The sequence below is a fragment of the Luteipulveratus flavus genome (assembly GCF_029439465.1).
GTDB lineage: Bacteria > Actinomycetota > Actinomycetes > Actinomycetales > Dermatophilaceae > Luteipulveratus > Luteipulveratus flavus.
In genome coordinates, this window is sequence record NZ_JAROAV010000036.1 from 25,854 (window position 1) to 48,620 (window position 22,767).

Annotated in this window: 18 protein-coding genes; 14 read left to right on the forward strand and 4 right to left on the reverse strand. The window is 72.5% G+C overall.

The features are described from left to right. Nucleotides 1–32 precede the first annotated feature (32 nt). Nucleotides 33–428 (forward strand): VOC family protein, encoded by a 396-nt coding sequence (locus P4R38_RS14755; RefSeq protein ID WP_275239437.1) that lies wholly within the window; start codon nt 33–35, stop codon nt 426–428. A gap of 410 nt (nt 429–838) precedes the next feature. On the opposite strand, the gene P4R38_RS14760 is transcribed toward P4R38_RS14755, so the two are convergent. Further along, the gene (locus tag P4R38_RS14760) at nt 839–1,357 is read right to left on the reverse strand and encodes an OsmC family protein (protein ID WP_277192831.1); all 519 of its coding nucleotides are present in this window, start codon (nt 1,355–1,357) and stop codon (nt 839–841) included. Nucleotides 1,358–1,388: 31 nt separating this feature from the next. On the opposite strand from P4R38_RS14760, the gene P4R38_RS14765 reads away from it, so the two are divergent. The 6 genes from P4R38_RS14765 to P4R38_RS14790 all read left to right on the forward strand — a co-directional run bounded on the left by P4R38_RS14765 (nt 1,389) and on the right by P4R38_RS14790 (nt 7,528). Next, a complete protein-coding gene (locus P4R38_RS14765) occupies nt 1,389–2,597 on the forward strand; it encodes a hypothetical protein (RefSeq protein WP_277192832.1) in 1,209 nt (402 codons plus the stop codon). A 92-nt stretch (nt 2,598–2,689) separates the two neighbouring features. After that, a complete protein-coding gene (locus P4R38_RS14770) occupies nt 2,690–3,937 on the forward strand; it encodes a glycosyltransferase family 4 protein (RefSeq protein WP_277192833.1) in 1,248 nt (415 codons plus the stop codon). Then, entirely contained in the window at nt 3,934–4,653 is a 720-nt protein-coding gene (locus P4R38_RS14775; protein ID WP_277192834.1) for a class I SAM-dependent methyltransferase, read from the forward strand. Before P4R38_RS14770 ends, P4R38_RS14775 begins: the two co-directional genes overlap by 4 nt. Then, a complete protein-coding gene (locus P4R38_RS14780; protein ID WP_277192835.1) occupies nt 4,650–5,711 on the forward strand; it encodes a prenyltransferase/squalene oxidase repeat-containing protein in 1,062 nt (353 codons plus the stop codon). Before P4R38_RS14775 ends, P4R38_RS14780 begins: the two co-directional genes overlap by 4 nt. Then, nucleotides 5,695–6,312 (forward strand): class I SAM-dependent methyltransferase, encoded by a 618-nt coding sequence (locus P4R38_RS14785; protein WP_277192836.1) that lies wholly within the window; start codon nt 5,695–5,697, stop codon nt 6,310–6,312. Before P4R38_RS14780 ends, P4R38_RS14785 begins: the two co-directional genes overlap by 17 nt. A gap of 64 nt (nt 6,313–6,376) precedes the next feature. Continuing rightward, nucleotides 6,377–7,528 carry a hypothetical protein gene (locus P4R38_RS14790; RefSeq protein ID WP_277192837.1) on the forward strand — a complete coding sequence of 384 codons (1,152 nt, stop codon included), beginning with the start codon at nt 6,377–6,379 and terminating at the stop codon, nt 7,526–7,528. A gap of 50 nt (nt 7,529–7,578) precedes the next feature. On the opposite strand, the gene P4R38_RS14795 is transcribed toward P4R38_RS14790, so the two are convergent. Continuing rightward, nucleotides 7,579–8,592 (reverse strand): GNAT family N-acetyltransferase, encoded by a 1,014-nt coding sequence (locus P4R38_RS14795; protein ID WP_277192838.1) that lies wholly within the window; start codon nt 8,590–8,592, stop codon nt 7,579–7,581. 123 nt (nt 8,593–8,715) lie between these two features. Between P4R38_RS14795 and P4R38_RS14800 the strand changes: the two genes are divergently transcribed. After that, nucleotides 8,716–12,372: a transglutaminase family protein gene (locus tag P4R38_RS14800; protein WP_277192839.1), complete on the forward strand. Its 3,657-nt coding sequence runs from the start codon at nt 8,716–8,718 to the stop codon at nt 12,370–12,372. 135 nt (nt 12,373–12,507) lie between these two features. Here the strand turns inward: P4R38_RS14800 and P4R38_RS14805 are convergent, their stop codons facing one another. Continuing rightward, nucleotides 12,508–13,149 carry an HNH endonuclease family protein gene (locus tag P4R38_RS14805; RefSeq protein ID WP_277192840.1) on the reverse strand — a complete coding sequence of 214 codons (642 nt, stop codon included), beginning with the start codon at nt 13,147–13,149 and terminating at the stop codon, nt 12,508–12,510. Between the two features lie 168 nt (nt 13,150–13,317). Between P4R38_RS14805 and P4R38_RS14810 the strand changes: the two genes are divergently transcribed. The 4 genes from P4R38_RS14810 to P4R38_RS14825 all read left to right on the forward strand — a co-directional run bounded on the left by P4R38_RS14810 (nt 13,318) and on the right by P4R38_RS14825 (nt 18,970). Continuing rightward, nucleotides 13,318–15,879, forward strand: coding sequence for a circularly permuted type 2 ATP-grasp protein (locus P4R38_RS14810; RefSeq protein WP_277192841.1), 2,562 nt, complete (start codon nt 13,318–13,320; stop codon nt 15,877–15,879). Beyond that, on the forward strand, nt 15,879–16,796 hold the full coding sequence (locus P4R38_RS14815; RefSeq protein WP_277192842.1) for a transglutaminase family protein: 918 nt from the start codon (nt 15,879–15,881) through the stop codon (nt 16,794–16,796). The genes P4R38_RS14810 and P4R38_RS14815 overlap by 1 nt, the downstream gene beginning before the upstream one ends. A gap of 5 nt (nt 16,797–16,801) precedes the next feature. Further along, a complete protein-coding gene (locus P4R38_RS14820; protein WP_277192843.1) occupies nt 16,802–17,377 on the forward strand; it encodes a DUF4190 domain-containing protein in 576 nt (191 codons plus the stop codon). An 81-nt stretch (nt 17,378–17,458) separates the two neighbouring features. Continuing rightward, nucleotides 17,459–18,970, forward strand: a complete 1,512-nt coding sequence (locus tag P4R38_RS14825) for a flavin-containing monooxygenase (RefSeq protein WP_277192844.1) — start codon at nt 17,459–17,461, stop codon at nt 18,968–18,970. A gap of 146 nt (nt 18,971–19,116) precedes the next feature. On the opposite strand, the gene P4R38_RS14830 is transcribed toward P4R38_RS14825, so the two are convergent. Beyond that, nucleotides 19,117–20,106, reverse strand: coding sequence for a hypothetical protein (locus tag P4R38_RS14830; protein WP_277192845.1), 990 nt, complete (start codon nt 20,104–20,106; stop codon nt 19,117–19,119). A 224-nt stretch (nt 20,107–20,330) separates the two neighbouring features. Between P4R38_RS14830 and P4R38_RS14835 the strand changes: the two genes are divergently transcribed. Together P4R38_RS14835 and P4R38_RS14840 are read left to right on the forward strand one after the other, a co-directional pair. Further along, complete coding sequence (locus P4R38_RS14835) at nt 20,331–21,497, forward strand: acyl-CoA dehydrogenase family protein (RefSeq protein ID WP_277192846.1); 1,167 nt, start codon at nt 20,331–20,333, stop codon at nt 21,495–21,497. Then, complete coding sequence (locus tag P4R38_RS14840) at nt 21,494–22,564, forward strand: asparaginase (protein ID WP_277192847.1); 1,071 nt, start codon at nt 21,494–21,496, stop codon at nt 22,562–22,564. The genes P4R38_RS14835 and P4R38_RS14840 overlap by 4 nt, the downstream gene beginning before the upstream one ends. The last annotated feature ends 203 nt before the right edge of the window (nt 22,565–22,767 follow it).

The window sequence follows — 22,767 nt, forward strand, 5'->3', positions numbered from 1 at the left end:
CGGTGTGAGCCGGCAAACCCATGAGGAGACACATGCACATCTCGCAGACCGCCATCTCGCTCAACGTCCCGGACGTCGAGGCGTCCGCTGCGTGGGCGAAGGAGCATCTCGGGTTCACCGAGGCGATGGCCGCTGACGGGTTCTGCTCGCTGGAGCACCCGGAGGCTGGTCTCAACCTGATCTACCTGCGCACCGGGCTCGCGTCGTTCAAGCCCGCGTCCGCGGCCGGCTCGGCGGACGGGCTGCTCGTGGTGTTCACGGTCGAGGACATCGATGCCGAGTACGCGCGCCTGCAAGCGGGCGGCGTCGAGGTCGTGACGCCGATCGAGACCGAGCCATGGGGTGAGCGGTACTTCCAGATGGCCGACCCGAACGGCGTGATCTACCAGCTCGTCCAGTGGGTCGAGCCGATCCCATCGTCCGAGTAGCGATACGGGCATCACGTCGTTCGCCCCTACTCGACCGGCGGGTGGGTCTCCCGATGTCGCTGGTTGAGCCGGGCCGAGGCGCTGGCCGAGGGCCGTGTCGAAACCACGGTGCGGTGCGGGGAGAGTCTCCCTGTGTGGCACCGGGTTTCGACTCGGGCTCGCGCTGGGGCGCTCGCCCGGCTCAACCAGCGAGAAGGGCGGCGCTCGCCGGGCTCAACCGGCGGTGGGGGCGGACTCGTCGGTCGAGTAGCCGGAGCTTGCGGAGGCGTATCGAGACCGGGTGCGCGCGGTCACCGGGTCTCGATACGGGCCCTCACTTCGTTCGCCCTACTCGACCGGCGGGCGTGTTCGGCCTACTCGACCGGCGGGGGTGTTCGGCGCTACGGGGCCGGCTCGATCAGCGAGGGGGTTCAGCGCCAGTGGAAGGTGGGGGAGACACGTACGGGGGTCGCGAGGCTGTTGGCGATGAAGCACTCGCGGTGCGCGAGGTCCACCAGTCGTTCGAGCCGCGTGTGGTCGGGCCGCGGTCGTTCGGTGTCCGCCAACGTGATCCGGGGCCGGAGCTCGATCACCGTGAGGCGAACCGGCTTGTCCGCCTCGTCCATGGTGGCGCTCGCGTCGTCGGCGTAGTCGACGACGTCGAGCCGCGACTTCGCCGCCACCGCCAGGAAGCTGAGCAGCTGGCAGGAAGCCGCCGCCATCACCACGAGCTGCTCGGGGTTGAGCAGTGACGGGTCCCCGCGGAAGGCCGGGTCCGCGCTCACCCGCAGGCCACCGGTGGTCGCGTCCTGGTGGTCAGCGGGTGAGGCATGGCTCACGTCCTGACGACCGGTGACGGCCTGGACGTGGTGCTCGCGCGGGTACGCGTCGTACCCGAGGCCCGTCGAGCCGGACCAGGACAACCGCGTGGCGTAGGAGTGGACGCTCATGGCGCGAGCGTACGAGTCGTACCGTGGGGCAGTGAACGCCGCTCGCCGGGCCGGGTTCGTGGGCGCCGCCGTCGCGGTGGCTCTGGTGGCGGGCTGCTCGGGCGGACCCACCCCGACGCCGAGTGCGACCTCTCCCCAGGTGGTGGCCGGCTGGCGTCGTCTGCCCGACCCGGCGCCGGGCGCGCGGGTGCGGGCGGCTGTCGAGATCGGTGGTGGCCGCACGCTCGTCGCCGGCTCGGTGCCGTCCGGTGACGGTCGGACGCCGGCGGCCTGGACCACCACCAACGGCCAGCAGTGGCAACGGATCTCGACCCGCCCGGTGACGCCGTACGGGTCGTTGGCCGACCTGGTGATGGCGGCTCGCGACGGTGATCGAGTCGCGGCGTTCGGGCAGGCGTACGGCGGGGCGCACTCCAACCCTCGGCCGACCACCTGGACGCTGGATCTCACCGCGGCCACCCCGGCGTTCGCGGAGCACGAGCAGTCGTTCACGTTGTTCGGCGGCGAGGACGCGATCGGCGTGACCGCACTGTCGGCGCGGCCGGCGGGCAGGTTCCTGCTGACGGGCGACTGGACGGCCCGCACCGGACGCTACGGCGCAGCGGTCTGGACGTCGCGGGACGGCGTGACCTGGACCCGGCGCGCGGACGCGGCCGGCCTCGCGTCGGCGCCGGGCGAGCAGACGACGGCCCGGGGCGCGGCAGCCGGGCCCGGTCGCTTCGTCGTCGTGGGCAGCGCCCTCGGGTCGGGCGTTCCTCCGTCCCAGCCGCTGACCTGGACGTCGCCGGACGGCGTGAGCTGGCGGCGCCACGCGCTGCCGGTGCCCGAGAGCCTGAAGCAGGACGGAGCCGTCGCCTCGGCCGCATCCTGCGACGCGGTCGGCTGCCTGGTCGCGGGTTGGTCGCAGGGCAGCGCGCAGCGGCCGATCCGCTGGACCGTCGACCAGGGCGGTCACCCGACCCGGCCGGCAGCCGTCGGTCCGCCGGCGGGGTTGACGCAGGCGACGACGATCCAGCGCGTCGGGCCGAGCGCGTACGTGCTCGAGACCGTCGACCATGTCCTGCGGCTGGAGGAGATTCCCGGCACCGGCGCGACGGCCCGGAGCGTTCCGCTGCCCGTACGATCGCGGCAAGGCGCGCTCGGCGTCGTGGCCGGCCGGTTGCTGCTCGCAGCCACGGACGGGCTGTGGCTCCGGGACGGGCCGGTCTCCGGAGGGGCGACCGGCGGAGCGTCGGGTTAAAGTTACTCGCCAGTACCGCGCTGCGACGACGCCGCGCACGTTCGACCGGCGGCCGACAGTGGCCGTCGTCACCGACCAGGAGGGGTCACCACGTGCGGATCGCGCTGTCGTCGTACCGGTCCAAGCCGCACTCCGGTGGCCAGGGCATCTACGTCCGCAACCTTTCCCGCGAGCTGGCCCGGCTCGGGCACGAGGTCGAGGTGTTCTCCGGCCAGCCCTACCCCGAGCTGGACGAGGGCGTCGGCCTGACCCGGCTGCCCAGCCTGGACCTCTACCGCCCCGAGGACCCGTTCCGCCGGCCCGGCCGCAGCGAGTTCCGCGACGGCATCGACGTCCTGGAGTTCCTGACCATGTGCACCAGCGGCTTCCCGGAGCCGCGCACCTTCTCGCTGCGCCTCGCCCGTCACCTGCGCGAGCGGCTGAGCGCCTTCGACATCCTGCACGACAACCAGACCCTCGGCCCGGGTCTGCTGCAGCTCGCCCGCCGCGGCATGCCGGTCCTCACGACGATCCACCACCCGATCAGCCAGGACCGCCGGCTCGAGCTCGAGGCGGCCCACGGCTGGGACCGCATCACGAAGCGCCGCTGGTACGGCTTCGTCGCGATGCAGCGCCGCGTCGCCCAGCGCTCCGAGCACCTGCTCACCGTCTCCGAGCAGTCCGCCCGCGACATCGTCGCCGACTTCGGGGTACGCCGGGACCGGCTCGACGTCGTCCCCGTCGGCGTCGACACCGACACCTTCACCGCACGTCCGTACGAGGACCGCGTGGCGGGCCGGCTCGTCGCCGTGGTCTCCGCGGACGTCCCGCTCAAGGGCCTGACGGTGCTGGTCGCCGCGCTCGCGACGCTGGACCGGTCGCTGTGGCAGGAGCTCGTCGTCGTCGGCAACCCGGGCGACCGGACCCTGAAGGCCATCGCCGACGCCGGCCTCGCCGACCGCATCCGGTTCGAGCAGGGCCTGCCGACTGCTGACCTGGCGGCACTCATCGCGTCGGCGCAGGTGCACGTCGTGCCGTCGCTGTACGAGGGGTTCTCGCTTCCGACCGTCGAGGCGATGGCGTGCGGCACCGCCGTCGTCGCGAGCGAGGTCGGCGCCCTGCCCGAGCTGCTCGGCCCGACGGCCGCGGGCGAGGTGCCGGGCGTCCTGGTGGCACCCGGCGACCCCGACGCCCTCGCCACGGCGATCGGCGGACTGCTGCGCGACCCCGAGCGCTGCGCGCGCATGGGGGCCGCTGGTCGCGAGCGCGCCGAGACCACGTACTCGTGGGCGTCGGTGGCCGCCGCGACCGCGCAGGTGTATGCCCGGATCGTCCAGCACCACGAGGAGCAGACCGCATGATCACCGTCGACTTCCGCCAGTTCCCCCTCGTCCCGGGCCTGCGCGTCCTGGACGTCGGCTGCGGGCAGGGCCGGCACTCGTACGAGGCGCTGCGTCAGGGCTGCGACGTCACGGCGTTCGACGCCAACGAGTCCGACCTGGCCGACGTGAAGACGATGTTCGGCGCGATGGAGCTGGAGGGCGAGGTCGGCCCCGGCGGCAAGGGTGCCGTCCTGCACGGCGACGCGCGGGACATGCCGTTCGAGGACGCGTCCTTCGACCGGGTCATCGCCGCGGAGATCCTCGAGCACATCCACGAGGACGAGCAGGTGATGGCCGAGATCGTCCGCGTCACCAGGCCCGGCGGACTGGTCGCGGTCAGCGTCCCCCGCAGCTGGCCGGAGAAGGTCTGCTGGCGGCTCTCGGACGAGTACCACGAGGTGGAGGGCGGCCACATCCGCATCTACCGCGCGACCCAGCTGATCGAGCGGCTGCAGCGGGCCGGCCTGGAGCTGCTGGGAACTCACCACGCGCACGCGCTGCACGCGCCGTACTGGTGGCTGAAGTGCGCGGTCGGGCCGGACAACGAGAACGTGGCCACGAAGGCGTACCACAAGCTGCTCGTCTGGGACCTGATGAAGGCGCCCCGACTGACCCGGTGGACCGAGGCCGCGCTCAACCCGGTGCTCGGCAAGAGCGTGGTCGTCTACCTGCGCAAGCCCGCGGAGGCCGTGTGACCGTCGCGCCGGCACTCGTCCTCGACGGCGTCCTGACGGCCGAACAGCTAGAGGCCACAGGGCGATTCATCCTCGCCCAGCAGGAGGAGGACGGCGCGATCCCGTGGTGGCGCGGCGGGAAGCTCGACCCGTGGGACCACGTCGAGGCGGCGATGGCCCTCGCGGTCCTCGGTCACGACGAGGCGGCCCTGGCGGCGTACGCGTGGTCGGCGCGGACGCAGGCCGTGGACGGCTCGTGGCCGATGGAGCAGTGTCGCGGCGTCGTCACCGAGGCGGCCTCGGACACCAACCAGTGCGCCTACATCGCGACCGGCGTCTGGCACCACCACCTGGTCACCGGCTCCACCGAGGCGGTGCACCGCTTCTGGCCGACGGTCGAGCGGGCGATCGACTTCGTCGTGCGTCAGCAGCGTCCGGGTGGCGAGGTCGCCTGGGCGGTCGACGTGGCACGGCGGCCGGACGACTTCGCGCTGCGGACCGGCTCCTCCAGCGTGCTGCACTCGATGGTGTGCGCCCTGGAGATCGCCGACGTGGTCGGGGTACGGCGACCCGACTGGGAGGACGCCGCCGAGCGGCTGCGTACCGCGCTCGTACGGCGGCCCGAGGCGTTCGCGGACCGCTCCCGCTACTCGATGGACTGGTACTACCCGGTGCTCGGCGGCGCGCTGCGGGGGGAGGCCGCCCGCGCCGAGCTCGCGGCCCGGTGGGACGACTTCGTGTGGCCGGGCCACGGGGTCCGCTGTGTGGACGACAACCCGTGGGTGACCGCCGCGGAGTCCAGCGAGCTCGTCATGGCGCTCGACGCCGTCGGTGAGTCTGCCTCTGCGGCAACCCTTCTCGCCGAGATCCAGCACATGCGCGACGACTCGACCGGCGGCTACTGGACGGGGTACGTCGTCGCGGACGACGCGACCTGGCCCGAGGAGCAGACGAGCTGGACCGCGGCGGCCGTCGTGCTCGCGGTCGACGCCGTGACCCGGACGACGGGCGGCTCGGGCATCTTCCGTGACCATGTCCTGACCGAGGAGGAGTGCGAGGCCGATGACGCTGCCAGCTGATGTGGCCGCCGCAGTGGCGGTGACCAAGGGGTTCATGCCCGAGGACGAGGGTGCCGCGCTGTACGACGTGGCGCTGACCTGCCTGCCGGGGACCTGGCTGGAGATCGGCACGTACTGCGGGAAGTCCACGATCCTGCTCGGCACCGCGGCGCGGCAGGCCGGAGCACAGCTGGTCACGGTCGACCACCACCACGGCTCCGAGGAGAACCAGCCCGGCTGGGAGTGGCACGACAGCTCGCTGGTCGACCCGCGGACCGGGCTGCTGGACACCCTGCCGTCGTTCCGGCGGACGATGGACGACCACGTCGGCGACGTCGTGTCCGCAGTCGTCGCGACCACCGAGCAGGTCGCCCAGTGGTGGTGCACGCCGGTGCAGCTGCTGTTCCTCGACGGCAACCACACCGAGGAGACCGCCCAGCACGACTACAAGGTGTTCTCCCCGCACGTGGTGCCGGGCGGCGTGCTGCTGGTGCACGACGTCTTCCCCGACCCCACCCAGGGCGGCCAGGCCCCGTGGCACGTCGTGCAGGCGGCGCTGGACTCCGGTCGGTTCGTGGAGGAGGCCGTCCACGGCAGCCTGCGCGTCCTGCGAGCCCGGTAGCGCTCATGCCTTCCCATCGGAGGCGTGCCGGTCCATGGTGGAGGCACCGGGACGAGGGGGAGTCATGAGACGTACAGCAGGTGTTGCAGCACTCGTGATCGCACTGGCGGGCACCGCGCTGCCGGCCCAGGGCGCCGTGTCGCCCCCACGGGCGGCCGGCTCGGCAGTCGACGGGCGCGCCGAGTCGCAGGCCTACACCCGCGCCGAGTCGCGGGCCGCGGAGCCGACCGTGCCCGCGCCGTACTCGTGGGCCGTCGGGTGGAGTGCGGTCGTCACCAGCAGCCCGCGCCCGGGGATCGAGCAGCTCGCCCTGATCAGCCCGTCGGGTGGCCGGCGGGCTGTTGCCACGGTCCCGGCGGGCACGGAGGTGATCGACGTACGGCACGACGCTCGTGCTGTCATCACCCGCGCACCCCGCGGCCAGGACGACCCCTCCGTCTTCACGGTCTGGGACGTCGTCACCCGGCGTCGCTTCCGGGTCCAGCTCCCGCCCGCGAGCAGGCTGTACTTCGGGCCGGACTCGAGACTGATCTCGGCCGAGGGGTATCCGACGTCGCGGGTGCGCGTCCGCGCCTGGGGCGGTGCACCGCAGCGAGACCTGTCGGTGCCGGCGAGCGACCAGGCGGTCGTGTCTCCCGGCGGGAGTACGTACATCGTCCCGCGGGGCAACGACATCGCCGTGCACGACGTCGCGACGAACCGCACCGTGCGGGTGATCCCGAACCAGCCGCCGTCCGTCGAGTGCCGCCCCCACGGGCTGTGGTCGGACGGTGCGACGCGGTTCGGCTGCTATGACATCCCCGGCAACAGCCGCACCTACAAGGCGCTCACCTCGACGGGCGCCGTGACGCCGCTGGCGAGGGAGGTGCCGGACGCCGGCGAGGCGTTCGCCACCACACCCGTCTCGGCACAGACGACGTGGAGCAGCTCGTGCGACGGACCCGGCAACGGGGTGGCGCTCGTCCAGAACGGGCAGCCCCGCTGGCTCGCGCCGAACGGCCCGTGGGGCTCAAGCACGGTCTTCCTGGACACGATCGCCGGCAGCCGCACGAGTCTGTGGATGACGGTCGGCTGGAGCTGCCGCACCGACGAGCAGCGCCGGTCGCTGGTGCGCTACGACACCACCGCCGGGACGACGACCGTGCTGGCGGGCCCGGGCTCACCGGGCTCCCAGCGGGCGGTCCGCAGTGCGGCCACGGTCGACGGGCTGACCTGAGAACCGTCCGCCGACGTCTGGACCCGAGGGACGGCCCGCCCTGACTCCCCCTACTCGGCCGCAGCCACCGGCAGACGCATGGCGACGCCCTTCTCGACGATCTCGAAGCCGAGGTCCTCGTTGATCGCCACCATGTAGGCGTTGTTGTCCGCGTTGCTGGTCCGCACGAGCGTGCGCCCGGGGAACTCCTCCTGCAGCCGGCGCAGGTTGGCGACCTTGACCGCCATGCCGAGCCGGTGACCGCGGTGGTCGCGGTGCACGTACGTGCCCCACTGCCACACCTGCGTCGACGGCGGGGGCGGCACGACCAGGTCGGAGTGCGCCGCGACGGCACCCGTCTCCCGGTCGATCGCCAGCGCGAACAGCCGTGTGCGGCCCTGCTCGCGCTGCAGCGCCCAGAAGTCGCGGACTCGCTTCGGCGTCATCGTCTCCGGCTCGAACTCCACCACGCCGCTCGGAGCGTCCACGCCGAGCAGGTTGTAGAGGTCGCACAGACCCTGGACGTACTCGTCCGGGACGTCGCCGGCGAACAGCTTCACGTCGTACGCCTCCGCGGCCTTCGCGGACGCGTCGCCGTGCCGGGTGAGCAGCTCCTCGGAGACGGGCAGCGGCATGTGCCGGACGTTCTCGACCCAGCCGGGCTCGAACCCGCGAGCCAGCGCGAACCGGCGGTAGGGGTGGTTCTCGAAGTCCTTCTGCGGCACGCGGAACTCGGTGAGCACGGTGGTGCGCTTCTCGTCGCGCGCCCGCGACACCATCTGCTCCACGAGACCCGTGCCGTGGCCGCGTCCGCGGTGGTCGGGATGGACGTCCAGCTCGGTCCACAGCATCCAGGTGTTGTCCGCGTCGGGCAGCCAGACCATGGCGGCGCCGACGACGCTGTCGTCCTCCCACGCGCCCCACAGCTCGAACCGCTCCTCCGGCTCGACGAACCGCACGTCGGCGACCCACTCGTCGTACGGGGTCGGCTCGAACCACGGTCGATCGACGGCAGACGAACGCTCCAGCGCCTCGTGGGCCTGCCGCAGCGCCGTGTCGTCCTGCAGGTCGATCTGCTTGATCATCCTTCGACGCTAGGGCGGTCCGGTGCGGGGAGGCCACTCCTTTTCGGCGGGTTCGCGGGCGCGCAGGATCGGGACGTCGTAGGGGCTGACCGGGCGGTCACGCGGCGCCACTAGGTTGGCCGGGTGACGATCCGAGTGGCGCTCGAGCACAGGACGACGTACCACTTCGCCCATCCGGTGAAGGTGTACCCGCACACCGTGCGGCTGCGGCCGGCGCCGCACTCGCGGACCCCGATCGAGTCGTACTCGTTGCAGGTCACCCCGCGGCAGCACTTCGTGAACTGGCAGCAGGACCCGTTCGGCAACTGGGTGGCGCGGCTGGTGTTCCCGGAGCCGGTGAGCGAGCTCGACATCACGGTCGGGCTGGTCGCCGACATGACGGTCATCAATCCGTTCGACTTCTTCGTCGAGGAGTACGCCGAGCGCTTCCCGTTCACCTACCCCGACGGCCTGCGTGCCGAGCTGGAGCCCTACCTCACGCCGGTCGACGACCGTACGCCAACCGAACCGCTGGTTGAGCCGACCGGAGCGCTAGCGGAGGTCGAGTCGAAACCCGGTGACATCGGGGGAGACTCCGCGGACGCGTCACCGGGTTTCGACTCGGTCTCGCCTAGCGGCTCGACCGGCTCAACCAGCGGAAGTGGCGGCTCGACCAGCGGTCCGGACGGCTCGCCCGGCGGGGAGGCTGGTTCGCTGACCGAGCGGTGGGTGGAGGCGAACCGGCCGGAGGACGGGCTCGCGATCGTCGACTTCCTGGTCCGGCTCAACCAGGCGGTCAACCGCGACATCGCGTACACCGTCCGCCTCGAGACCGGTGTGCAGGACCCCGACGAGACGCTGGCCAAGCGGCTCGGCTCCTGCCGGGACAGCGCCTGGCTGCTGGTGTCGGCGCTGCGCCGGCTCGGGCTCGCGGCGCGGTTCGTCTCCGGGTACCTCGTCCAGCTCACCTCGGACGTCAAGGCGACCAACGGCAAGGACGGCCCGTCCGAGGACTTCACCGACCTGCACGCCTGGGCGGAGGTGTTCGTGCCCGGCGCCGGCTGGATCGGGCTGGACGCGACGTCCGGCCTGTTCGCCGGCGAGGGCCACATCCCGCTGTCGGCGACGCCGCACCCCTCCTCCGCCGCCCCGATCAGCGGCGCGACCGGCGTGGTGGACGTCGACTTCTCCTTCTCCAACTCCGTCACCCGCATCCACGAGGACGCCCGCGTCACCAAGCCGTACTCCGAGGAGCAGTGGCGGACCGTCGACACGCTCGGTCAGCAGGTCGACCGGCTGCTGACGGAGTACGACGTACGGCTCACGATGGGCGGCGAACCGACCTTCGTCTCCGCCGGTGACACGTCGTCCGCGCAGTGGGAGTCCGCGGCTGACGGTGACGAGAAGCGTTCGCTGGCAAGGGATCTCGCTGCTCGCTTGAAGGAGCGCTGTGCGCCGCACGGCCTGGTGCACCACGGCCAGGGCAAGTGGTACCCGGGAGAACCGTTGCCGCGCTGGCAGATCCGGCTGACCTGGCGCGCGGACGGCAAGCCGCTGTGGGAGCACCCCGAGCTGCTGGACGACCCGTGGGGCGACCCGCGCGAGATCGACCCGCAGACCGCCCGCGACCTCGCGTACGCCGTCGCCGCGGGGCTGGGGGTGCCGACCGAGCTCGCGCTGCCGGCGTACGAGGACCCGATGAACGACGTCTGGAACGAGGCGCGGCGTCCGCGCGGTGACCAGCGGCCGGCCGTCGACATCGACCCGAACGATCCCGAGCCGATGCGAGCGCTGGAAGACGTTGACAGCCAAGCGGATACGCCGCGGGGCTGGGTGGTGCCGATCTTCCGCGACCCGGACGGTGACGGCTGGGCGACGACGCGGTGGCGGACCCGGCGCCGGCACCTGTTCCTCACGCCGGGCGAGTCGCCGATGGGACTGCGGCTGCCGCTGGGCTCGATCGCGTGGACGGATGCGCCGTACGAGCCGGAGGAGTCGACGTTCGGCGATCCGGGTGAGCTGAGCGAGTCGAGTGGCGACGTCGTCCCTGCGGTGGTCCGCGACATCGAGAAGTCACCGCGTACGGCGCTGTGCGTGCAGGAGCGGGACGGGCACCTGTTCGTCTTCCTGCCGCCGCTGAGCAACCTCGACCACGCCCTCCAGCTGCTCGCCACCGTGGAGCGCGCCGTCGAAGAGCTCGGCGTTCCAGTGGTTCTCGAGGGGTATCCGCTGCCGGACGATCGCCGTACGCGGTCGTTGTCGGTCACTCCCGATCCGGGCGTCATCGAGGTGAACGTGCAGCCGAGCGCGTCCTGGACGGACCTGGCCGAGCTGACCACCACGCTGTTCGACGACGCCCGGGACACCGGGCTGGCCACCGAGAAGTTCGACCTCGACGGCACGCACACGGGCACCGGCGGTGGCAACCACCTCACGCTCGGCGGACCGACGCCGCAGGACTCGCCGCTGCTGCGGCGACCGGACCTGCTGCGCAGCCTGCTCACCTACTGGCAGCACCACCCGGCGCTGTCGTACGTGTTCTCCGGGCGGTTCATCGGCCCGACGTCCCAGGCGCCGCGCGTCGACGAGGGGCGGCCGGAGACGCTGTACGAGCTGGAGATCGCGTTCGCCGAGCTGGAGCGGGTGGTCGGGCAGTCCGACGCCCGGGTGGCCGCGGACGTCGAGGCCGACCGCGACCGGACGGAACCCCGCGAGACCCGCCGGGAGCGGCACCTCACGTCGCAGCTGTGGCTCACCGACCGGCTGCTGCGCCACCTGCTCACCGACATCACCGGCAACACGCACCGCTCGGAGTTCTGCGTCGACAAGCTCTACAGCCCCGACTCCGAGCGGGGTCGGCTCGGGCTGCTGGAGCTGCGCGGGTTCGAGATGCCGCCGCACCCGCGGATGGCGCTCGTCCAGGCGCTGCTGGTCCGGTCGCTGGTCGCCCGGTTCTGGCGGGAGCCGTACACCGGGCCGCTCGTGCGATGGGGTACCCGGCTGCACGACCGGTTCCTGCTGCCGGCGTTCGCGGCGGCCGACCTGCGCGACGTCGTCGAGGACCTGAACCGGTTCCTCGCGGACGCGACGCCCGGCGGGCTGCGGTTCGACCCGGCCTGGTTCGACCCGTTCCTGGAGTTCCGGTTCCCCCGGCTGGGCGAGACCGACGTCGCGGGCGTGCACCTGGAGCTGCGGCAGGCGGTCGAGCCGTGGCACGTGCTCGGTGAGGAGGTCCGCCAGTCCGGAACCGCGCGGTACGTCGACTCCTCGGTCGAGCGGGTGCAGCTCGCGGCGTCCGGCCTCGTCGAGGGCCGGCACGTGGTCACCTGCAACGGCGTTCCGGTCCCGATGGTGCCGGTGCCTGCACGCGGCGGCTCCGGCGGTTCGGGCACGGCGGAGACGGGCTCGTTCGTCGGTGGCGTGCGCTTCCGGGCGTGGGCGCCGCCGTCCGCGCTGCATCCGACGATCGGCGTCCACGCGCCGCTGACGTTCGACCTGGTGGACACCTGGAGCCGTCGGTCGCTCGGCGGGTTCACCCATCACGTCGTGCACCCGGGCGGCCGCGCGTACGAGGACTACCCGGTGAACGCCGCGGCCGCCGAGACCCGGCGCGCGTCCCGGTTCGAGGCGATCGGCCACACGACCGGCGAGGTGGATCCCGCGGAGTGGCCGGACGTCCGTGGAGGCACCGAGTACCCGACCACCCTCGACCTGCGCCGCTTCACCCCGGCCACCGCTGACACAGACCCCGCCGGTCGAGGAGGGGCGAACGACGTGAGGGCCCGTATCGAGACCAGGTGAGGTGGTCGCTGAGTCTCCCTGTGCCGTACGTGGTTTCGACTCGGGTCTCGGCCAGCGCCTCGATCCGGCTCAACCGGCGAGGGCCGGCTGCTCGAACCGGCGGGGGCTGGCTGCTCGACCGGCGGGGGGCGGTTGCTAGGCGCAGGTGTTGAGGAGGGTGGTGAGCTCGTCGACCTCGGCCTGCTGGGCGGCCAGGTCCCACTGGTGCTTGGACGCGATCCAGATCTTCGCGTACGTGCACCCGTAGGCCGTCCGGGTCGGCACCCAGGTCGAGGGGTCCTGGTCGCTCTTGGACCGGTTCGAGGACGCGCTGACCGCGATCAGCTGCGAGTGGTCCAGGTCGTTCGCGAACGCCTGACGCTGCGCGGTCGTCCAGCTCGATGCGCCGGAGCGCCACGCCTCGGCGAGCGGGACGATGTGGTCGATGTCGAACGAGCTCGGGTCGGACGTGGTGACGCCGTCGTACTCGGAGTACCAGCTGCCGCTCGTCGGGTAGCAGTCCGAGCCGGTGGAGACGTTCGTCCCGTCGCGCTTGAGGACCGTCTCGCGGGTGTCGCAGGCGCCCTCGATCGTGATCCAGTGGGGGAACTTGTCCCGGCTGTAGCCGGTCATCGACCCCTCGGTCTGCACGGTGAGCTCGGACAGGTACGTGCGGGCGGTCGCCGTGTCGGGAATGCCCGGCGGTGCGGCGTCGGCGTCGGCGGGGAAGCAGAGGACGAGCAGGAGCGTGGCGAGGCCGACGCGTACGGCGCCGAGTGCGTTGCGTGTCCGTGTCATGGCCAGCCAGGCTTCCGCGGCGAGCACCAGTGACTGACCAACTCCGGGTGCCGCCTTCGTCAGGTCTCGTTCAGGGGCTGGTCAAGCCGGCAGGTGCGGTGAGGATCACGGCCGTCGCGCGCGTGGTCCGTGCGCTGTCCGTCGGCGGGTACGCCTAGTCTCGTGCCGATGTCAGCGCAGGTCGACGAGCAGCCCGGTGGCGCCCTGGAGGCGTACCGCGCGTTGCTGGCGAGCCGCGCGGTCGAGCGGGGCGAGCCGTCCGCGCCGGCGGTCGACGAGCTCATCGGCAACGGCGGCGTACGCCCCGACCACGAGCTGCTCGCCCACACGGTCACCGCGATGGGGACGACCGGGCTGCTGACGCGGGCCGCGCGGGCGCGCCGGTTCGTGCAGAGCGACGGCGTCACGTACGGCAGCACCGACGACGGCGGTCAGGCCCGCAACTGGCACCTGGACCCGCTCCCGGTGGTGCTCGGCGCGCAGGAGTGGGCCGGCCTGGAGGCGGGGCTCGCCCAGCGCGCGCACCTGCTCGACCTCGTCCTGGCCGACCTGTACGGCGAACGGACGCTGCTGCACCGCCGCGTCGTCCCCGCCGAGGTCGTCCTCGGTCATCCGGGGTTCGTCCGGCAGGCCGACCGGGTCCGGCTGCCGAGCCCGCACCAGCTGCTGATGAGCGCCACCGACCTCGCCCGGGGCAGTGACGGCGCGTGGCAGGTCATCGCCGACCGCACCCAGGCGCCGTCCGGTGCGGGGTACGCGATGGCGAACCGCCGGATCATCACCCGCACCATGCCGGCGCTGCACCGCGGCACCGACCTGGCCCGGCTGCGGTCCTTCTTCCACACCATGCGGGTCGCGCTGCACGACGTCGCGCCCGAGACGAGCGAGGCGCCCCGCGTCGTCGTGCTCAGTCCAGGGGCCGGCAGCGAGACCGCGTTCGACCAGGCGTTCATGGCGACGCTGCTGGGGTTCCCGCTCGTGGAGGCGGACGACCTCACGATGCGCGACGGCCGGGTGTGGGTCCGTACGACGGGTCGGCTCGAGCCGGTCGACGTCATCCTGCGCCGTGTCGACGCCCTGTGGTCGGACCCGCTGGACCTGCGGGCCGACTCCCAGCTCGGCGTCCCCGGCCTGGTCGAGGCGACCCGGCGCGGCACGGTCGCGGTGGTCAACCCGCTCGGCGCCGGCGTCCTGGAGAACCCCGGTCTGCAGCACTTCCTCGGCGCCGTCGCGCGCGAGGTGCTCGGCGAGGACCTCGCGCTCGGTATGCCCCTCTCCTGGTGGTGCGGCGACGACCGGCAGCGCTCGTACGTGCTCGCCCACCTCGACGAGCTCGTCCTCAAGCCGCTGTGGCGGGACGTGGACAACGAGAGCGAGTTCGGGTGGGCCCTCAGTCGGGCCGAGCTGGACCGGCTGCGCGCCCGGATCGAGGCGCAGCCGTGGGCGTGGTGCGCCCAGGAGCCGCTGCCGGACTCCTCCGCCCCCGTCGTCACCCGCGACGGGCTGGAGCCGCGCCGCCTGGTGCTGCGCACGTTCGCCGTCGCGGAAGGTGGTGACTACCGGTTCCTGCCGGGTGGTCTGGCCCGGGTCGCCGCGAGCATGGACGAGTACCGGGTGACCGGGAGCGCCGGCGCTCTCGCCAAGGACGTGTGGGTGCTCTCCGCCCCGGACGCGGCCGCCCCACCGTGGGTCGAGCGCTCCTCGCGGCCGGCTGCCGTCGCCGAGCCCGCGCCGACGGCGGGACTCGCGCCCCGCGTGGCCGAGGACCTCTTCTGGATCGGCCGGTACGCCGAGCGGGCCGAGGGCACCGCGCGCCTGCTCAAGGTCGCCGACGACCTGACCGAGGACTTCGACAACCGGCCCGGCTCGCTCGGCGCCGCCGCGATGACCGCGGTGCTGGACGCGGTCGGCGCGGTCACGACGGTCCCGGCGGGCGACGCGAGGGAGCCGGGAGGCCGAGTCCGCCACCTGCGCACCCTGGTGACCGACCGGCGTACCCCCGGCACGATCGCGTACGCCGTCGACCGGCTCGTGCAGGGCTCGCAGCAGGTGCGCGACCAGCTGTCCCTGGACACCTGGCCGATCCTGAGCCGACTGGAGGAGACGCTGTCCGCCGAGCAGACGGAGGAGTCCCAGCTGCAGCCGCTGCTGGAGCGGCTGATCGAGTCGCTGCTCGCGCTCGCCGGCGTGATGGCGCAGAGCATGGTCCGGGACCGGACGTGGGCGTACATCGACGCCGGCAGCCGGCTGGAGCGGGCGCAGCTGACCGTCGCCCTGCTCGCGGCGACCCTCGCACCGGGACGCTCGCCCGTGCTGGAGGGGCAGGTCACCGAGGCGATCCTGGTCGCGGGGGAGAGCATCATCACCCACCGCCGCCGCTCCGCCGCCGGGCTCGGGCCCGCGTCGCCGGTGCACTCGGCGCTCGACCTGCTGCTGCTGGACGTCGACAACCCGCGGTCGGTGATCTTCCAGCTGGACCGGCTCGGCCCGGACCTGGAGCTGATGGGCGACGGCGAGCGACGGACGCAGGTGGCCGAGATCGCCCAGCGGCTGCGGGCGGCGGACGTCCATCGGCTCGCCGGCCACGACCGTACGGCGCTGGACCAGCTGCTGGTCCGCCTCGGCGCCGAGCTGCGCGACCTCGCCGATGCCGTGGAGCGCCGCCACTTCGTCCGCAAGGCCCCGCAGCGCACGCACGTCACCGAGTGGACCCTGGGACGGGACGCCTGATGGGGACGCAGACGGACGCGGACTTCGAGCCCCGGCGCTACCGGGTGAGGCACCGGACGACGTACAGCTACGCCGCCGACGTCACCGGCTGCTACGAGCGGGGCTGCCTGCACCCGCGCGAGACCCCGTCCCAGCAGGTGCGGTCGAACACCATCGAGGTGTCGCCCGAACCCGACCTGATGACCGAGCACGTGGACCACTTCGGCAACCACAGCCACTACGTCGAGGTCCGCACGCCGCACACCGAGCTGGCGGTCACCAAGACGTCGGTCGTCGACGTCGCCTGGCCCCGGACCGACCTGGACGAGCTCGACCGGCACACCGTTGCCGAGGCGGTCGAGCTGCTGGCCGGCGAGGCGGACCCGGTCGAGCGGGTGTCGTACCTGCTCCCGTCCGCCTTGGTCGACCTCTCCCCGGAGGTGCGCGCGTACGCCGCCCGCCTGCTGCCGGGTGACCGGCCGCTGGGCGAGGCGGTCCTCGACCTGACCCGGACGATCTTCGCGGAGTTCCGCTACGCCAAGGGCGCGACATCGGTGAAGACGACCCTCCCGGAGCTGCTGGAAAAGCGCGAGGGCGTCTGCCAGGACTTCGCCCACCTCGCGGTCGGCTGCCTGCGGGCCGTCGGTCTGCCCGCCCGGTACGTCAGCGGCTACCTGGAGACCCAGCCCCCGCCGGGCCGCCCGAAGCTCGCGGGCTCGGACGCCTCGCACGCGTGGGCGTCGGTCCTGGTCCCGGGCGGCACGTGGGTCGACCTGGACCCGACGAACGACCACCTGGCCGACTCCCGCTACGTCGTGACCGCCTGGGGTCGGGACTTCCGTGACGTCTCCCCGCTCAAGGGCGTTATCTTCACCGAGTCGCCGTCGTCGAGGCTCGAGGTCGCCGTCGATGTCACCCGGCTCGAGCAAGGAGACTGACGAGCATGTCGTTACTGGGCTGCCCGAGCTGCGGGCGAGCCGTCCGCGCGGACGCGCGCCACTGCCAGGGCTGCGGGCTGCCGCTCGCCGGAGCCGGTCTGGAGCCGGCCGACCCGTTCGCCACCCCGTCGCCGAACGCCGGCCCGCAGTGGCAGGACACGCCGACACCGCAGTACGGGAACCAGACCGCGCCGTACGGCAACCAGCCGCAGCAGTACGGGAATCAGACCGCGCCGTACGGCAACCAGCCGCCGCAGTACGGCAACCAGCCCGCGCCGTACGGGAGCGCGTACCCCTCCGCTCCCTACGGTCACAGCCCGTACGCGTACGGCGCCGGCTCCCCGTACGGCGTGCCGCAGACCTCGGGCATGGCGATCGCGTCGCTGGTGTGCTCGTTGGTGGGCTTCACCTGCGGGCTGCCGTTCCTGATCGGCCTCGTGCTCGGCATCGTCGCGCTCGGGGAGACCGGGGAGGGTGGCAAGGACGGCCGTGGGCTCGCGATCGCGGGCATCGTGATCGGCGCGCTCGGCACGGTCGGCCTGGTGGGGCTCTTCGCGGTGGCCGGGTTCGCCGGACCGTGAGACGGGCGCCCCGAAGCCCCGGTCGCGGGCGGCGGGCGTAAGTTACCGTGAGGTAAGTCACCACGGGAGAGGACTGCGAGCATGGACAGCGCCCACTACGACGTCGTGATCGTCGGTGCCGGGATCTCGGGAATCGGCGCCGCGTACCGGCTGCAGACCGAGTGCCCCGGCCTGAGCTACCTGATCGTCGAGGGACGCGGCTCGGTCGGTGGCACCTGGGACCTGTTCAAGTACCCGGGGCTGCGGTCGGACTCCGACATGTTCACGCTCGGCTTCCCGTTCGAGCCGTGGCGGGGTGAGAAGTCGATCGCCGACGGCGCCGACATCCTGCAGTACATCAAGGACACCACCGCCAAGTACGGCATCGACGAGCGAATTCGCCTCAACACCAAGGTGACTCACGCCTCCTGGTCCTCCGAGGACGCGAGCTGGACGATCGACCTCGCGGGCGGCGACGGCCCGAGCCAGGTGACCGCGGGCTTCTGCTACCTCGCATCCGGCTACTACTCCTACGACGAGGGGTACACGCCCGACTTCCCCGGCCGGGAGTCGTTCACCGGGCAGGTGGTTCACCCGCAGTTCTGGCCGGAGGACCTCGACGTCACCGGCAAGCGGGTCGTCGTCATCGGCTCCGGCGCGACGGCGATCACGCTCGTCCCCGCGCTCGCCGACCGTGGGGCCGAGCACGTGACGATGCTGCAGCGCACGCCGTCGTACATCCTGGCGCTGCCGGGCAAGGATCCCGTCGCCGATCTCGTCCGCCGCCTGCCCAGCGACAAGGTCGCCCACTCGGTCAACCGGTGGAGCAACGCGGTCAAGGCGGTCGGGTTCTACCAGTTCGCCCGGCGCATGCCCGGAATCGCGACCAAGGCCCTCACCGGCGGCGCCCGGCGCGCCCTCGTGGACGCGCCGGCGTACGACCCGAAGCACTTCCAGCCGCCCTACAAGCCGTGGGACCAGCGCGTCTGCTTCATCCCGGACGGCGACCTGTTCACCGCGCTGCGCTCGGGCGACGCCAGCATCGTCACCGACACCATCGACGCGTTCGTCCCCGAGGGCATCCGGACCAGCTCCGGCGAGGTGGTCCAGGCCGACATCGTCGTGACCGCCACCGGTTTGAACCTGCAGATCGGCGGCGGCGCGACGCTGGACGTCGACGGCGAGAAGGTCGACTTCGGCGACCACTTCGTCTACCGCGGCTGCATGCTAGAGGGCGTGCCGAACGCCGCCATGGCCATCGGGTACACCAACGCCTCCTGGACGCTGCGGGCCGACCTCAGCGCCCAGTTCTTCTGCCGGTTCGTCCGGCAGGTCCGCGACAACGGCTACGCGTTCGGTTTCCCCCGGGTGAGTGGCTCCCTCACGCCGTCGCCGGTGCTGGACCTGTCCTCCGGGTACGTCCAGCGCTCGGTCGAGGAGCTGCCGCGGCGCGGTGACAAGGCGCCGTGGCTGGTCCGGCAGAACTACGTCCTCGACGCCCTGGACATGAAGCGGGCCAAGCCGACCGACGACATGCGCTTCGTCCGCCCGGGCGAGAGCATCCGTCCCGGGGCCGGCACCGCACGCCGTACGCGCGACACCGCCTCCGCCTGATCGCGCGCGTCGGGGCCGCCCCGCGCGGTGCCGCGGCCCCAGATGACCCCTTCCGGTGCAGATGTCCCCGTACGTGCAGGGACATCTGCAGGGGAGAGGGTCGTTTCGCGCCCGGACGGCCGAGCGATCTACGGTCGGCGCGCCGGTCAGCGGGCGGCCCGGGCCAGCCCCTCGTGGATCCGGCTGCGCACGAACGCGGGCCTGTCCACCGCCGGCCAGGTGAACCGCTCGAAGTCCCAGCCGAGCCGACGGCACTCGTCCTCCCGACGCTTCTCCTTCTCCAGCGCCTGCTGACCTTCGGCGGCGCGGTACTTGAGCATGCCGTCGAACTCCAGCAGCAGTCGGGTGCCCTTGACCCGGAAGTCCGCCCGGGCGACGCGGCGGTGACCGTCGAGGACCCAGAACTGCGGCTCGACCTCGATCCCGGCGTCGATGCAGATGAGCCGCAGCCTCGTCTCACCGACGGACTCGGCGCGCGGGTCGCACAGGTCGAGCATCCGGCGCATGGTCGCCGCCCCCCGCATGCCCTCATGGTCGGCCACCGCCCCGATGAGTCCGTCCATGGTGACGATCTTGCTGTGCAGCGCGTGGTCGGCCGCGGCCACGCCTGCCACGATCCCGTGCTCGGCCGTCGTCTGAGCGATCGCCCAGGCCGGCCGTACACACGACCAGCCGCCGACATGTCCGTACGGAGGCACCCGCGTCGGTCGGATCAGCCGGACGGTCGGCAGGGTGCGAGAGGCACTGCCGTTCGTCCAGATGCCGTACGCCCGCCGAAGGTCCACGTCGCACAGGTCCACGCCGAGCAGCGCGAGGGCGGAGTGGTGGCTGGCGATCAGCGCGGGATGCCCGAGCAGCATCGCCCTGGTGAGCTCGCGGTGGGCGTCCTCGGGCTCGGCGGGCGCCGGCCCGATGGCGTACGTCGCGCGACTGAGGCGGCGGACGAGTCCGGCGCGTACCCAGCCGGCGAGCTCTCGGCTGCTCACGCCGTTCGTCATGGCGTCGCGGTGCAGGAACAGGCCGCCGGGATGAGCGGCGACCAGCGTGCGGAGCCCGTGCGGGAGGGATGTCGCCGCCGACGCCGGACCGTGGTGGGTGGCGGCGCCGGAGGCGCGGGAGCCCTGGGCGATGGACATGCCGCGCAGCCTGACCGATGTGCGGGCAGGACGCAGGCGGGCCTGTGGACAACGAGTGGGTGGGCGGCTCGGTCCGGTCAGATGACCCCCTCCGGTGCAGATGTCCCCGCACGTACAGGGACATCTGCACGTACAAGGGCCGTTCGCGTGAGGCGGAGGCGACGGGTGGCTCCGGTGGTGGGGGCCCGACGGGCGGCGCTGCGGCGTAGGTGATGATGAGAGGCATGCCACAGTCACTCGAGCAGCTGTTCGCCCTCGACGGCCTGATCCAGGACGACGAGCGCGAGATCGCCAAGGCGGTGCGTCACTTCGTCGACGAGCGGGTCCGTCCGCACATCGCGGAGTGGTTCGACACCGGTGAGGTGCCGGCGCGCGAGCTGACCAAGGAGCTCGGCGAGCTCGGCGTGCTGGGCATGCACCTGGACGGGTACGGCTGCGCCGGGCTGTCCGCGACGACGTACGGCCTGGCCTGCCAGGAGCTCGAGGCCGGCGACTCCGGCATTCGAAGCCTGGTGTCGGTGCAGGGGTCCCTGGCGATGTACTCGATCCACGCGTACGGCAGCGAGGAGCAGAAGCAGGAGTGGCTGCCCCGGATGGCCGCCGGTGATGCGATCGGCTGCTTCGGCCTGACCGAGCCCGACTTCGGGTCCAACCCCGGTGGCATGCGCACCCGCGCCAAGAAGGACGGGGAGGACTGGGTCCTCAACGGCACCAAGATGTGGATCACCAACGGCACCGTCGCCGACGTGGCGGTGGTGTGGGCGCAGACCGACGAGAAGGTCCGCGGCTTCGTGGTCCCGACGGACACGCCCGGCTTCTCGGCGCCGGAGATCAAACGGAAGATGTCGCTGCGCGCCTCGGTCACCGCCGAGCTCGTGCTGGAGGACGTTCGGCTACCCGCCTCGGCCGTGCTGCCGGAGGTGCAGGGCCTGCGCGGTCCGCTCGGTGCGCTGAGCGAGGCACGGTTCGGGATCATCTTCGGCGCGATGGGCGCGGCCCGGGACTGCCTGGAGACCGCGATCTCCTACGCCCAGGACCGGCAGGTGTTCGACAAGTCGCTCGCGTCGTACCAGCTGACCCAGGCCAAGCTCGCGGACATGGCCCTCGAGCTCGGCAAGGGGCAGCTGCTTGCGCTGCACCTGGGCCGGCTGAAGGACTCCGGGACGATCACGCCCGAGCAGGTCAGCGTCGGCAAGCTCAACAACACCCGCGAGGCCATCGCGATCGCCCGGCAGTGCCGGACGATCCTCGCTGCCAACGGGATCACGTTGGAGTACCCCGTGATCCGGCACGCGAACAACCTGGAGTCGGTGCTGACGTACGAGGGCACGTCGGAGGTGCACCAGCTGGTCATCGGCAAGGCGCTGACCGGCGCCGAGGCCTTCCGGTGACGGTCCACACGGCGGGCGTCGTGACGCCCACCGACCTGGGTGCGTACGCGATCGACGGGTTGCCGCAGGTGGCGTACTTCGCCCTGGGCGGAACCATCGCCAGCGTGCCGCCGGCCCCCGGCGAGCCGGCGCAGCCCGGCCTGTCCGCCGCCCAGATCGCCGGGAGCATCGACGGGCTGGACCAGGTCGCGCAGATCGACGGCGTCGACCTGATGAAGGTCAGCTCGGCCCGCCTCACGCTCGAGCACGTCCTGCAGCTGCGCGACGCGGCCGCGGCGGCGGTCGACGACGGCGCCACCGGTGTGGTGGTCTCCCAGGGCACCGACTCGCTGGAGGAGACCGCGTACGCGCTGGACGTCGTGTGGGACCGCGCCGAGCCGGTCGTCCTCACCGGTGCCATGCGCAACCCGTCGCTGCTCAGCCCGGACGGCGCCGCCAACCTGATGGCCGCGGTCCGCACGGCCGCCAGCCCACAGGCGCGCGACCAGGGCGCGCTCGTCGTCCTCAACGACGAGGTCCACGCCGCGCGCTACGTCCGCAAGACCCACACCTCCAGCGTCGCGACGTTCCAGTCGCCGGCCGTCGGACGGCTCGGCTGGGTCGTCGAGGACCGCGTGGAGGTCGCGCTGCGGGTGCCGCGTACGCCGCCGCTGACGGTGCCGGCCGACGTCACCATCCCGCCCGTCGCCCTGGTGACGATGGCGCTCGGCGACGACGGCCGCCTCCTGTCCGGGCTGCCCGACCTCGGGTACGAGGGGGTCGTGCTGGCCGCGATGGGCGGCGGACACGTGGCAGTGGAGTGGGTCGAGCCCTTGCGAGCGCTCGCCGCCCGGATGCCCGTCGTGCTCGCGTCCCGGTCGGGCGCAGGCGAGGTGCTGTCCGCCACGTACGGCTACCCGGGCAGCGAGGTGGCGCTCCTGCGCGCCGGGCTGCTGCGGGCCGGCGGCCTGGACCCGCTCAAGGCGCGCATCCGGCTCCAGCTGGCGCTCGCGGCCGGCGTGCCGGTCACCGAGGCGTTCGCGACGACGGGGACGAGCAGCGGTCCGGTGACCACGCCGACCCGGTGACCCCGCCCGCCCGGCGACCACGCCGACGGCGCCCGCCGGGCTACCACCGGCCGGGTCACCGCCATCACGTCGACGCCGGGTGCCCTCCGTGGGGAGGGCACCCGGCGTCGCTGCGTCTCAGTAGTGCTCGGGCTGGGCCGAGCTGACCGGAGTCTTCGACAGCTGCTGCAGGGCGAACTCGGTGACACGGATCAGCGCGGTCT